Origin of the sequence: Acinetobacter sp. NEB 394 (assembly GCF_013374795.1) — a bacterium.
GTDB lineage: Bacteria > Pseudomonadota > Gammaproteobacteria > Pseudomonadales > Moraxellaceae > Acinetobacter > Acinetobacter johnsonii.
The window spans coordinates 3151871-3164424 of sequence record NZ_CP055277.1 but is presented as its reverse complement, the minus strand read 5'-3'; the positions used below and the strand labels follow the sequence as shown (position 1 = coordinate 3164424).

General features: G+C 43.3%; 13 protein-coding genes. 11 read left to right on the top strand and 2 right to left on the bottom strand.

Translation table 11 applies throughout. The annotated features are described in order from the left end of the window. Positions 1–5: 5 nt before the first annotated feature. The 10 genes from iscX to der all read left to right on the top strand — a co-directional run bounded on the left by iscX (position 6) and on the right by der (position 9562). Positions 6–206: a Fe-S cluster assembly protein IscX gene (gene iscX / locus HUK62_RS15315; RefSeq protein WP_004697668.1), complete on the top strand. Its 201-nt coding sequence runs from the start codon at positions 6–8 to the stop codon at positions 204–206. 110 nt (positions 207–316) lie between these two features. Further along, positions 317–748 (top strand): nucleoside-diphosphate kinase, encoded by a 432-nt coding sequence (gene ndk / locus HUK62_RS15310; protein ID WP_176538283.1) that lies wholly within the window; start codon positions 317–319, stop codon positions 746–748. Positions 749–870: 122 nt separating this feature from the next. Continuing rightward, positions 871–2106 (top strand): 23S rRNA (adenine(2503)-C(2))-methyltransferase RlmN, encoded by a 1236-nt coding sequence (gene rlmN / locus HUK62_RS15305; RefSeq protein WP_004697671.1) that lies wholly within the window; start codon positions 871–873, stop codon positions 2104–2106. Positions 2107–2122: 16 nt separating this feature from the next. Beyond that, positions 2123–2923 (top strand): type IV pilus biogenesis/stability protein PilW, encoded by an 801-nt coding sequence (gene pilW, locus HUK62_RS15300; RefSeq protein ID WP_004983514.1) that lies wholly within the window; start codon positions 2123–2125, stop codon positions 2921–2923. After that, entirely contained in the window at positions 2914–3690 is a 777-nt protein-coding gene (locus HUK62_RS15295) for a helix-turn-helix domain-containing protein (protein WP_176538282.1), read from the top strand. Before pilW ends, HUK62_RS15295 begins: the two co-directional genes overlap by 10 nt. 18 nt (positions 3691–3708) lie before the next feature. Next, on the top strand, positions 3709–4824 hold the full coding sequence (gene ispG / locus HUK62_RS15290) for a flavodoxin-dependent (E)-4-hydroxy-3-methylbut-2-enyl-diphosphate synthase (RefSeq protein ID WP_004697677.1): 1116 nt from the start codon (positions 3709–3711) through the stop codon (positions 4822–4824). Then, positions 4821–6116, top strand: a complete 1296-nt coding sequence (gene hisS / locus HUK62_RS15285) for a histidine--tRNA ligase (protein WP_176538281.1) — start codon at positions 4821–4823, stop codon at positions 6114–6116. The genes ispG and hisS overlap by 4 nt, the downstream gene beginning before the upstream one ends. Positions 6117–6143: 27 nt before the next feature. After that, positions 6144–6842, top strand: coding sequence for a tetratricopeptide repeat protein (locus tag HUK62_RS15280; RefSeq protein ID WP_005401704.1), 699 nt, complete (start codon positions 6144–6146; stop codon positions 6840–6842). After that, entirely contained in the window at positions 6839–7984 is a 1146-nt protein-coding gene (gene bamB, locus HUK62_RS15275; RefSeq protein WP_058870298.1) for an outer membrane protein assembly factor BamB, read from the top strand. Before HUK62_RS15280 ends, bamB begins: the two co-directional genes overlap by 4 nt. Positions 7985–8152: 168 nt before the next feature. Beyond that, positions 8153–9562 carry a ribosome biogenesis GTPase Der gene (gene der / locus HUK62_RS15270; protein ID WP_004697684.1) on the top strand — a complete coding sequence of 470 codons (1410 nt, stop codon included), beginning with the start codon at positions 8153–8155 and terminating at the stop codon, positions 9560–9562. Between the two features lie 57 nt (positions 9563–9619). On the opposite strand, the gene HUK62_RS15265 is transcribed toward der, so the two are convergent. Both HUK62_RS15265 and tnpA read right to left on the bottom strand, forming a co-directional pair. Then, a complete protein-coding gene (locus HUK62_RS15265) occupies positions 9620–10900 on the bottom strand; it encodes a transposase (protein WP_130235004.1) in 1281 nt (426 codons plus the stop codon). 157 nt (positions 10901–11057) lie between these two features. Beyond that, entirely contained in the window at positions 11058–11471 is a 414-nt protein-coding gene (gene tnpA, locus HUK62_RS15260) for an IS200/IS605 family transposase (protein WP_005402021.1), read from the bottom strand. A 20-nt stretch (positions 11472–11491) separates the two neighbouring features. Between tnpA and HUK62_RS15255 the strand changes: the two genes are divergently transcribed. After that, the gene (locus HUK62_RS15255; protein WP_005402022.1) at positions 11492–12550 is read left to right on the top strand and encodes an RNA-guided endonuclease TnpB family protein; all 1059 of its coding nucleotides are present in this window, start codon (positions 11492–11494) and stop codon (positions 12548–12550) included. The last annotated feature ends 4 nt before the right edge of the window (positions 12551–12554 follow it).

Here is a 12554-nt window from a genome sequence, read left to right as displayed (position 1 = left end):
CCACCATGGGCTTACGTTGGTCAGACACTATTGATATTGCTATTGAGTTGTATGAAGCTCATCCAGATGTCGATCCACAGTGGATTCGCTTTACAGACTTACATGCTTGGGTATGTGCCTTACCAGACTTTAGTGATGATCCGACCAAGTCGACTGAAGGTTTGCTTGAAGCAATTCAAATGGCATGGATTGACGAAGCACGATAATCCTTGCATCGAAAAAAGCAACTTTTTACAGAGTAAAAGCAGAAAATTGTGCATTATGTCGGTATAATGCGCCAAAATTTTCATGTCTACATTGACTTAAGGAGCCAATCATGGCTATTGAACGTACTTTATCTATCGTAAAACCAGATGCAGTTGCTAAAAACCACATCGGTGACATTTTTGCTCGTTTTGAAAAAGCTGGTCTTCAAATCGTTGCAACTAAAATGAAACACTTGACTCAAACTGAAGCTGAAGGTTTCTACGCAGAGCACAAAGAACGTGGTTTCTTTGCTGACCTAGTTGCGTTCATGACTTCTGGTCCAGTTGTTGTTTCAGTTCTTGAAGGCGAAAACGCAGTTCTTGCTCACCGCGAAATTCTTGGCGCAACTAACCCTAAAGAAGCTGCTCCAGGCACTATCCGCGCTGACTTCGCTGTAAGCATCGACGAAAATGCTGCTCACGGTTCTGACTCTGTAGTATCTGCTGATCGTGAAGTTAACTACTTCTTCGCTCAAACTGAGATTGCTCCACGTACTCGTTAATTCGAAGTATTCAAACCAGATAAGTGTTATTATACTTATCTGGTTTTTTTATTCCCTGAATAAATTTCTGCTCGTTTATTGAGCTTCTCCTTTCATCGTTAGACATGGTTTAGGTAATACACATGAGTACTGAAGTGGTCGCTGTCTCTACAGTTTCGGCTGAACAGCAACAATCTCCATCCGCTCCTGCACAGCAAAACTCTGTTGCGAAAGTGAACTTACTTGGCATGTCACGTCCGCAGCTTGAAAAATTCTTCGAAGATATGGGAGAAAAAAAGTTTCGCGCAGGACAGGTGATGAAATGGATTCACCAGTTTTTTGTGACTGATTTTGCAGAGATGACCAATATCTCAGGTAAATTGCGTGAAAAACTTGAAAAGCTTTGTGAAATTAAAGCGCCAGAAGTGGTGCATAAAAACTATTCTAAAGATGGTACGCGTAAGTGGGTGTTTCGTGTCGGTGAGGGCGAAGGCTCTTTGGTTGAAACCGTATTGATTCCTGCTGAACATCGCAGTGGTTTGCGCCGTACTTTATGTATTTCATCTCAAGTAGGCTGTGCACTGGATTGTTCATTCTGTTCAACCGGTAAACAAGGCTTTCAGCGCGACTTAAACCCAGATGAAATTATTGGCCAGTTGTGGGTCGCAAACTATTCTTATATGGAAGATGTGCCTGTAGCTGAGCGTGAGCGCTCGGTGACCAACGTCGTAATGATGGGGATGGGCGAGCCATTACTCAACTATGATGCCGTATTGAGCTCAATGCGTATTATGCTAGATGACTTTGCTTACGGTATGTCTAAGCGCCGTGTGACCTTGTCAACTTCAGGTGTAGTGCCGAAAATTGATCAATTGGCACAAGATATTGATGTTGCATTGGCAATCTCCCTACACGCACCAAATGACGAACTGCGAAATGAATTGGTTCCAATCAATAAAAAATATCCATTGGCACAGCTGATTGCAGCATGTCAGCGTTATATCGCTAAAGACGGTAATGAAAGTGCGCGTAAGCATGTCACGATTGAATATGTGATGTTGGATGGGGTGAATGATCATCCTGAGCATGCGCAGCAGATGATTAAACTGTTGAAGAACTTACCAAGTAAAATTAATTTAATTCCGTTTAATCCATTTCCACATGCGCCTTATGGTCGTTCAAGTCGCAACCGCATTATTTCTTTCCAAAAAACTTTGTCTGATGCTGGATTTGTGTGTACGATTCGTCAAACGCGTGGTGATGACATTGATGCTGCCTGCGGACAATTGGTCGGTCAAGTGGCCGATCGAACACGTCGTGCTGAGCAGTGGAAAAAGAAAGTAGCAGAGAAAAACGAGATTCTACGTTCACAAGGATAATATAAGGGGATGCCAATTGAAAAAACCCGTTTCTAAACTTTGCCTTGCGCTGACACTGGGTGTGTCAGTGTGGTACTTGGTGGGTTGCCAAACCGTGAATACGAAAGGTGATCCAAGTAAAGCAGTACAAGTTAGAACGCAGTTGGCGGCTGAATATATTAAGTCGAATGATTACGATGCTGCGAAACGTACATTGGATCAGGCATTAGACATCGACTCTCGTGATGCATCTGCAAATATGATGATGGGCGTATTGTTACAGCGTGAAGGCAGTCCACAAAATGTGGAAAAGGCTGAGCGTTATTTTAAGCATGCGATTGCGGCTGAGCCAAAAAATGCACAGGCTCGTAACAACTACGGTACGTATTTATATCAAATTGGGCGTTATAATGACGCGATTGATCAACTTCAAGTTGCAGGTTCAACTTTAGGGTATGATCAACGTTATCGAGCATTGGAGAATTTAGGTCGTGCGTATCTACAAGTAGGTCGAGTGGCGGAAGCAGAAGCTGCTTTTAAACAAGCTCTACAGGTAAACTCAGGTGCCTATCTTGCCATGATCGAAATGGCGGAAATTTCATATTTACGTCAGCAAAATGCTGAAGCTACGCAATACTATGAACAGTTTGTGCGAGCGGTGGGCGAGAAAAACTTAGATGCGCGTGCGCTTTGGATTGGGATCCGAATTGCGCGAGCAAATCATGACACAATGGGTTCGCAAGTACTGGTCAACCAGTTACGTGCATTGTATCCAGACAGTCAAGAATACAAACGTTATTTGCAATTACAGTACACTACTGAGGCCGTATGGAAGTAAATCCTAATTCACCACAATCGAATGGTTCTAGCAATGCTTTAGGAAATATCCAACGTCCGGGTGATTATCTTCGTCAAATTCGTATTACACAAAAACGTGAATTAAGCGACGTTGCCAAAGAGTTGAATATTCCACTCAAGACCTTAACTGCGCTTGAGCAGGACGAATATACGGCGCTTCCAGAAGCCACCTTCATTAAAGGTTACTATCGTACTTATGCGAAGTTCCTAAAAGTGGATGCCACTACGATTATTCAGCGTTTTGATGACATCTATGCCAATGATACGGGACTATTACCGAATCACGCATTGAATAATTCACCGATTAAAATCATGGGTAAATTACCTGGTTCTAACCGTGACCGTAACCGTAAATGGTTGAAACGTGGACTGATTGCGATTGTTGTAATTGTGATTTTGGCAATGTTGTTTGGCATGATTCAGAATTGGTCAGGTAGTACAGATGAGGCTGCGACTCCGCAGACTGAGTCTGATGTACAAATCATCAATATGAATGGAGCTGCTGCAACCACAGGGGATCAGTTGAAACTTGAGTTCAATCGTCCGACATCTGTACATATTGTCGATTCAACGGGGAAGGTACTGGCAACAGGGCGTCAAGCTTCTACGCTTGAGCTTGCGGGTGAGACTCCTTTTCAAATTCGTATCGATGATGCTGCTGCTGTGTCACTCAGCTTAAATAATGAAAGTATTTCATTGTCACCATATACCGTCGGTGGAAAAGCAGATTTCCGCTTGTCACGTTAATGGGATCAAGGAAAAGCAATGATTGTAAATCCAATTAAACGCAAGCCTACTCGCAAGATTCGTGTAGGTTCAGTCTATGTCGGTGGTGATGCACCCATCAGCATTCAAAGTATGACCAATACTGAAACTTGTGATGTGGAAGCAACGCTGGCGCAAATTCAGCGCTGTGCAGATGTAGGTGCGGACATCATGCGTGTTTCTGTACCGACCATGGAAGCGGCAGAGGCTTTTGGTGAAATTCGTAAGCGTTCATCTGTGCCGTTGGTTGCAGATATTCATTTTGACTACAAGATTGCACTGCGTGTTGCGGACTTGGGTGCGGACTGTTTAAGGATTAACCCCGGAAATATTGGCTCTGAAGCTAAAATCCGTGAAGTGGTGGCCGCAGCACGCCATAACGATATTTCTATGCGTATTGGGGTGAATGCAGGTTCACTGGAAAAAGATATTCAAAAGAAATATGGTGAGCCAACAGGTCAGGCTTTGCTTGAGTCGGCGATGCGTCATATTGATATTCTAGATCGTTTAGATTTCCACGAATTCAAAGTCTCAGTGAAAGCATCCAATGTGTTTTTAACCATGGACGCTTATCGCCTACTTTCACAGCAAATTGATAATCCGTTACATCTGGGTGTGACAGAAGCTGGGATTTACCGTACAGGTTCAGTGAAGTCTGCGATTGCATTGGGCGGTTTGTTGTTGGATGGCATTGGTGACACCATGCGTATTTCCTTGGCAGCGGAACCTGAAGAAGAGATTAAGATTGGTTTTGATATTTTGAAATCACTCAGTCTTCGCTCAAATGGCATTAACTTCATTGCTTGTCCAAGTTGTTCACGTCAAGAGTTCAACGTGATTTCAGTGATGCAAGCCTTAGAAGAGCGTTTAGAAGATATTCGTACCCCAATGGATGTGTCGGTGATTGGGTGTAAAGTGAATGGTCCGGGTGAAGCCAAAGAAGCCGATATTGGTGTAGTTGGTGCAAGTCCACGTTCACTGGTGTATCGTAATGGTGAAAAGAGCCATTTAATTGACACAAATCAGTTGGTTGACGAAATCGAAACGATGGTTCGTCAGCGTGTTTCAGAGCTTGAAGAAGCTAAATCTAAAGAGATCATCCGTAGTTCATCATGAGTTCAATTGTCGCAATCAAAGGTTTTAATGACATTCTTCCTACGCAAACACCAGCGTGGAGACGTCTTGAACAGCATCTCGCATCATTGATGGATGCGTATGGCTACCAGCAAATTCGTTTGCCTATTGTTGAGCAGACCAATTTGTTCAAACGTTCGATTGGTGATGCAACGGATATCGTTGAAAAAGAAATGTACACCTTCTTGGACAAAGGTAATCCGCCTGAGTCTTTGACTTTACGTCCTGAAGGAACAGCAGGCTGTGTACGTGCCATGCTGGAGCATAACTTGCTTCGCGGTGCGACGCCTCGTGTCTGGTATATCGGGCCGATGTTCCGTTATGAAAAGCCGCAAAAGGGTCGTTACCGTCAGTTCCACCAGTTCGGCGTGGAAACCTTTGGTGTGGCAACCCCAGATATGGATGCTGAGCTGATTTTGATGACGGCACGTCTGTGGAAACGCATGGGTGTAGCAGATAAAGTTCAACTTGAGTTAAATACTCTCGGTGAGTCTGATGAGCGTGCAGCTTATCGTTCGGCATTGGTGGAGTTCTTAGAATCACATAAAAATGATTTAGATGAAGATTCACAGCGTCGTTTAACCACCAACCCACTACGTATTCTTGACTCTAAAGATGCCAAAACTCAAGCCATTTTAGAAAATGCGCCGAAGTTGCATGACTTTATGGGGGAAGAGACTCTACAGCACTTTGCCACTTTGCAGGAGTATTTAACCGATGCAGGTGTGAGCTTCGTGATTAACCAAAAACTGGTGCGTGGCTTAGATTATTACAATAAAACTGTATTTGAATGGACCACCACGCATTTGGGTTCACAAGGCACAGTCTGTGCGGGCGGTCGTTACGATGGCTTAGTGGGTCAGCTTAAAGGCAAGGCGGATCAGTCTGTACCTGCAGTTGGCTTTGCGATGGGCATGGAGCGTCTGTTGTTGTTGCTTGAGCAAGTCGAAGACGCTACACCTATACGTGACTGCGAAATGTTTTTATTGGCAGATCCCGCTTCTCAAGGCAAAGCTTTGGTGCTTGCAGAACAAATTCGTAACCAGTTAGATGCTGCATCAAGCACGCTTCGTTTGAAAGTTGGTTCACATGGTTCAATGAAGTCGCAAATGAAAAAAGCGGATCAGTCTGGCGCACTGTTTGCCCTCATTTTGGGTGAGCGCGAGGTGGAAGCTGCACAGTTTGCCGTAAAAGAGTTGGCAACAGCTGAACAAACTTTGGTTGCGGTGGATGACATCGTGCCATTTATGATTGAAAAATTTTCTTCAAAATAAGCCAAAATATAAGGAAAGGGTAGTCACATGAGCGCATTAAGTGATGAAGAACAACTTGATAGTTTAAAGTCTTTCACTAAGAAATATGGTTCAGCCATTATTAGTGGGATTTTAATTGCGCTGATTGCCTTTTTTGGATGGCAATACTGGCAGAAGAAAACTTTGGCCGAGAACCAAATGAACACGGCTAAAGTTCAGCAATTGATGGATGAAGCACGTGCAACGCAAGGCGATGCATTTACAGCCTTGTCTGCAACTGCGGACAAAATTGTGAAAGAAGCACCAGATTCGGCGCAAGCCATTCAAACGCAATTGTTGATGGCAAAATTGGCCTATGACAAAGCGGATTATGCTAGTGCTGAAAAAGCGTTGAAGAAAGTTGAAAACTCTAAAGTGGATGACGACGGCTTAGTGCAAATTGTGAAATTGCGTTTAGCGTATGCACAACTGGCTCAAAAGAAGTTTGATGATGCGATTAAAAACCTCGCATTGGTAAAAGATCCTGCTTTTAAAGCGACAGCCGATGAAGCTTTGGGTGATGTCTATGTGGCTAAAAACGACATCGAAAATGCGAAAAAAGCCTACCAAAGTGCATGGGATCAGTTGGTTGAACGTAAACAAGAACGCCAAATTTTACAAATTAAACTCGAAAGTGTTGGTATTTTAGTTGATGATCCTGAAATCGAACGTCCACTTATAGAAACAGCAGCGGAAGAAACTGAATGAATAGAAAATACAAAATTTCGTGCGCATTAACCGTATTAACTTTAGCGCTTGCGGGTTGTGCAAGTAGTGGAAAAGTAGAAGAAGTTAAGCCGAACCCACTTCCAAAATTGACTCAGGCGAAAACTCTGACTCCTGTATTTTCTCAAAGTGTGTCTTCAACTTCGACTGCTGATCCTTTACGTTTACGCCTAGATGCAGACAACGGTGTAGTTTTTGCACTTGATCCTAAAGGTGTAGTGACGGCATATCAAGGCAAACAAAAACTATGGCAGAAAGAAGTATCTAAAGCCGGTTTGAGTTCAGGCGTCGAAGCTGCAGATGGTCATGTCATTGTAGGTAACGCCAAAGGTCAGTTGTTTGCTTTAGATCAAGCAACTGGCGAGCAAAAATGGACAGCACAATTAACGGGTGCACTTCTTGCGCCATCGTTGATTCAAGCTGGTCGTGTTATTTCTGTAAGTAATGATGGTACTGTTTTTGCGCATGATTTGGCAACAGGCCAGCAAGTGTGGACCTATAACTTACCGAATGTGCAACTTAGCTTGCGTGGCAACGCAGCGCCTGTTCCTGTCGATGCACGTACAGTGCTGATTTCTTCAGCTAATGCCTATGTTTATGCTTTAGATGTGCTCACAGGTGTGCCACGTATGCAGCGCCGTGTGGCTGTGTCGGATGGTCGTTCGGATATTCAACGTTTGAATGATGTTGATGGTGATCCTGTAGTGGCAGGTCAGTACTTGATTACGACCAGCTATCAAGGTCAAGTGACTATGACAGATTTGGCTTCACAGCAGGTGGTGTGGAGTGAAGACTCAAGCAGTACGCAGCGCCCTGAAGTTGTGGGTAATGGTGTATTTGTAGCGCAAACTGACGGCAAGTTGGTGGCTTATGAAATTAGCACGGGTCAAAAGCTTTGGGAAAATGACAGCCTGCTGAACCGCCAATTGAGTAATCCTGTGATGTTGGGCCAAGACCTAATTGTTGGTGATCTAGATGGCGTTTTGCACATGCTGAACCCTGCGACAGGTGAATTGATCGGTCGTGCGAAGACGTCTGGTGAAGTGCGTACTTTACGTGTGATTGATGATCAACTCTATGTTGCAACACGAAAGGGTGCATTAAGCATTTGGCAGAATCGTTAATTCTGTTCGACTTATGTTAAACTAGTCGAAATTCGTATTTTTTTAAATTCCTCGGGGTGTTTGCTTAGTCAAAACCCCGAGTTTTTATTCAGGTTTTTCACCTAATTTTCTTCCAGTTTCTGATGTTCAGACCAGTCTCACTGGCTGATCTTGAATAAAGGTTAATCTATGAAACCCGTAATTGCGCTCATTGGTCGTCCGAACGTCGGAAAATCAACGCTATTTAACCAGATCACCAAAAGCCGAGACGCGCTTGTTGCTGACTTTGCCGGTCTGACTCGTGACCGTAAATATGGTGATGCTGTATTTCAAAATAAGTCTTTCATTGTGGTTGATACTGGTGGTATTGGCGAAAATGAAGGTGGTATCGACTCTTACATGGCAGAACAGTCTAAAACTGCCATCAATGAAGCCGATATTATTGTATTCGTAGTTGATGCACGCGCAGGCCTGCTCGCATCGGATGAGCAAATTGCGCGTGAGCTACGTACACTCGGTAAGAAAGTTTACCTTGTGGCGAATAAAGTTGATGGTGTACATGCCGAAGCTGCACTTGTTGAATTTTACAAGTTGGGTATGGGCGAACCTATGCAAGTGGCTGCGAGCCATGGTCGCGGTGTACAGCAAATGCTTGAAGATGTGCTTTCAAGTGTGCCTGAAGATGAAGATGCAGATGAGCACGATAAGAACACAGGCTTACGTTTAGCGATTATTGGTCGTCCAAACGTCGGTAAATCGACGCTAGTGAACCGTTTATTGGGTGAAGAGCGTGTAGTTGCATTTGACCAACCGGGTACAACCCGCGACTCGATCTATATCCCGTATGAACGTGATGGCCGTCAGTACACCTTAATCGATACTGCAGGTGTGCGTCGTAAAGGTAAAGTCGATGAAATGATTGAGAAGTTCTCAATTGTGAAAACGCTACAGGCCATTAAAGATGCCCATGTCATTGTGGTTGTACTTGATGCACGTGAAGGTGTGGTTGAGCAAGATTTACATTTGATTGGTTATGCGCTTGAAGCGGGCCGAGCGATGGTGATTGCGATTAATAAATGGGACAACATGTCTGAGTATGATCGCAAACAATGTAAATTGGATGTCGATCGTCGCTTTGACTTTATTCCTTGGGCAAAAGTACATTTAATTTCTGCATTGCATGGTACGGGGGTGGGGGATCTATATCCATCGATTCACCGTGCTTATGATTCGTCACATTTGAAAGTTTCACCTGCAAAAATCACACAAATTTTAAGTGATGCTACAGATGCGCACCAACCACCAATGGTCGGTGGTCGCCGTATTAAAATGCGTTATGCCCATATGGGCGGACAAAATCCACCTACGATTGTGGTGCATGGTAACAAAGTTGATAAAACGCCTGCGGATTATCGTCGTTATTTAGAAAACGTATTCCGTAAAGTGTACAAACTTGAAGGTACGCCAGTACGTATTGAGTTTAAAACCTCTGAAAACCCATTTGAAGGACGTAAGTCACAGGTGGATGAACGTACAGCAGCGCGTAAGCGTCGTTATGTTCAGAAGTTTAAGAAAGCTGAGAAGAAATTCAAGCGCTAATCTGGCATTAAGTTTTTGATGCTGAAAAGCCCAAAGTGATTTTTGGGCTTTTTTATTTTATCCATTGGAGCGTAAAACCTCGGGGTTTAGCCCATAGGTATCTACACATCTTGATGTACCTAATGCAATTGTTGCGATTTCATTCAGTTCATCTATTGAATATTCTGAGAGCAGTTGAAGAGTGTTCAGTAAAATCGAAAGTCCTGCCAATATTGCAGGTGCACTTTCCAACTTACCTCTCTTCTGCTGTCGGCCTGAAAGACGGGCCAGAAATATACGAATTTTCTGATTTTGTTCATCTTCAGAACGCTGTATTCGCCAAGTCAGTACACACGCCATACTGCTGATCAGGAGCCGTCTTAAAATCGCTGCAGGTGTGGTCTGAAGCCATGATTCAACGTTATGGCCTGCCTGCTTCAGAAGCTTGAAATAGCACTCAATTGTCCAGCGCCAGTAATACCAGGTGGTTAATTCTACCGCATCAATCTCTGAAGAAACATTGCTGATCAGCGACCATCTCGCGACTGTTTTACCTTGAGCATCTTTCACCACAGCAACAATTAATCTGGCTGTAACTGCCTTGCCTGGCTGGGGAGCAACCCGTTGGCCTAAATCATCTTTTCTCTTCGGTTTTGCTGCACGCGTTATCCGAATATCGGTTTCTCCAACATGCAGCATATGCCTGTTTCCTTTATAAGCAATCGGCTTAACTTGCTGAGTTACTACTTTTTCTGCGACTTCTGCAACTTTGTAGGTTTCCCCTTGATGCTCAATCCGATGGCTTTCTTTGGCCCGAATCAACCATTTGAAACCATGGCTGCTGATTTCCCTCAAGTGGGCAATCGAGTCTCCTTCACGGTCAATGATATGGACTTTTGTTTTCTCAATCGGATACTGTTCAATCGTTTTGATTTGTTCTGCGAGTGAGTCCAAATGGGACTTGCGCTCGCTGTATTGTTCACTGAATGTGGAATAACAGCCGGATGCATCTGTTAGCGTCTGAGCTAATGGCGCAATTGGGAGCCCTGATGACGCATCGACAAGTAAACTGCTTTGCAATTCATAGCCTGAATTCGCCTCTGTTCTTTGAAGACGCTGAACCTTATGACTGTGCTTCACATACTGCAGTTGAGACCAGTCATGAACGATTAATGCATACTGATGCGGTGATGTCTTGATCTGTTCGCATGCAAGAAGCTTAATCGGCTGGTTTAATTGACTAAAAGAGATTTTATTATTATTCAGGAATCGCCAAACAGCCTGTGTAGTTGAGAAACTCGACTTTTGGGTAGAGGCCAGGTCTTTGATTGCGGGAGCAAGTGAAGCAAGAGGATTCATATAGAGTTTTACAAGGCTGTTATAACGTTTGACAAGACGCTGATCCAGACCAGAGATGTTAAATTGAAGAGCATGCTCTTCAATTTAACGCAAAGCTCGGAAATTGTGTAGATACCTATGGGTTTAGCCCGAGGATATAAGCGAGTGGCGTAAGCCATTAATGCGGTGTTTGCTGTTGTTGAATATATTGTTTAACAATTCCAATTGGCGCACCGCCACATGAAGCAGCGAAGTAACTAGGCGACCACAAAGCACTGCCCCATAGCTTGTTTTTAATTTCAGGGTGTTTGGTTCTTACAATGCGACTTGAAGCACCCTTTAAACTATTCACTAAGCTAGAAATTGCTATTTTAGGTGGATAATTCACAAGCAAATGAACATGATCGTGTTCACCATCAAACTCTACCAACTCGGCTTCAAAGTCTAAGCAGATACGCTCAAACACTTCACGCATTGTTTCAAGCATTGCTTTGGTAAAAACATCTCTACGGTATTTAGCCACAAAGACTAAATGTACATGCATATTAAAAACACAGTGGCGACCTGTTCTAATCTCTTGACTATTGCTCATAGACCAAATATATTTTAATCATGAAAACACTTAAATTACGCATAAAAGACAAACATTACAAGGTACTAGACCAACTCGCATCGGAAGTAAATTTTGTTTGGAATTATGTGAATGATTTAGGATTTAAACATCTAAAAAGAAAAGGTGAATTTCTTTCAGCTTACGATATTGCTAAATACACGAAAGGCACATCTAAAGAATGCAATCTGCATAGTCAAACTGTTCAAGCGATAACAGAAGAATTGGTTACTCGAAGAAAGCAGTTTAAAAAAGCAAAGCTAAAATGGCGGGTGAGTAATAAGAAGTCTGCAAGACGTTCTTTGGGTTGGATACCCTTCAAAAAGGTTGCAATCAAATATGCTGATGGCTACGTGCAGTATGGCAAGCATCAATTCAAGCTATGGGATAGCTATGGACTATCAAAATACAACGTCAAAACAGGCTCATTTGTAGAAGACAGTCGTGGACGTTGGTATGTTTGTTTAGTTGTTGATAAGACAAAACAAGTTAAATCAAAGGGTAATACCTCAATCGGTATAGATTTGGGCTTAAAAGACCTTGCAACCTGTTCAGATGGCGTAAAGCTCAAAGCCCCTCAAATCTATCGGCAATACGAACAAAAACTTGGCATTGCTCAACGTGCTAGAAATAAAAAGCGTGTTAAAGCGATTCATGCCAAGATTAGAAACATACGTCAAAATACGCTACATCAATTCAGTCATAAATTGGTGAATAAACATGCAGCCATCTTCGTTGGTAATGTGAATGCAAAGGCATTAGCACGGACTAAACTAGCGAAGTCTGTATTAGATGCAAGTTGGACAACACTTAGAACCATGCTCAAGTATAAATGCGAGAACGCAAGTGTATGGTATAAAGAAGTCAATGAAGCCTATACCACCCAAACTTGTTCGAGCTGTGGCTCACGCTGTAGTAGTCCGAAAGGTAGAACGGGACTTGGAATAAGAGAATGGCAGTGCATGGAATGCGGTACATTCCATGATCGGGATATAAATTCCGCACTGAATATTCTTGCGCTCGGACATGAGCGTCTAGCAGTAGGAATCCCTGTCCTTTAGGTCG

Coding starts and splice junctions, on each gene's coding strand:
- rlmN (WP_004697671.1), top strand. CDS start 871: ATGAGTACTGAAGTGGTCGCTGTCTCTACAGTTTCGGCTGAACAGCAA.
- iscX (WP_004697668.1), top strand. CDS start 6: ATGGGCTTACGTTGGTCAGACACTATTGATATTGCTATTGAGTTGTAT.
- HUK62_RS15255 (WP_005402022.1), top strand. CDS start 11,492: ATGAAAACACTTAAATTACGCATAAAAGACAAACATTACAAGGTACTA.
- bamB (WP_058870298.1), top strand. CDS start 6,839: ATGAATAGAAAATACAAAATTTCGTGCGCATTAACCGTATTAACTTTA.
- ispG (WP_004697677.1), top strand. CDS start 3,709: ATGATTGTAAATCCAATTAAACGCAAGCCTACTCGCAAGATTCGTGTA.
- der (WP_004697684.1), top strand. CDS start 8,153: ATGAAACCCGTAATTGCGCTCATTGGTCGTCCGAACGTCGGAAAATCA.
- HUK62_RS15295 (WP_176538282.1), top strand. CDS start 2,914: ATGGAAGTAAATCCTAATTCACCACAATCGAATGGTTCTAGCAATGCT.
- HUK62_RS15280 (WP_005401704.1), top strand. CDS start 6,144: ATGAGCGCATTAAGTGATGAAGAACAACTTGATAGTTTAAAGTCTTTC.
- HUK62_RS15265 (WP_130235004.1), bottom strand. CDS start 10,900: ATGAATCCTCTTGCTTCACTTGCTCCCGCAATCAAAGACCTGGCCTCT.
- hisS (WP_176538281.1), top strand. CDS start 4,821: ATGAGTTCAATTGTCGCAATCAAAGGTTTTAATGACATTCTTCCTACG.
- ndk (WP_176538283.1), top strand. CDS start 317: ATGGCTATTGAACGTACTTTATCTATCGTAAAACCAGATGCAGTTGCT.
- tnpA (WP_005402021.1), bottom strand. CDS start 11,471: ATGAGCAATAGTCAAGAGATTAGAACAGGTCGCCACTGTGTTTTTAAT.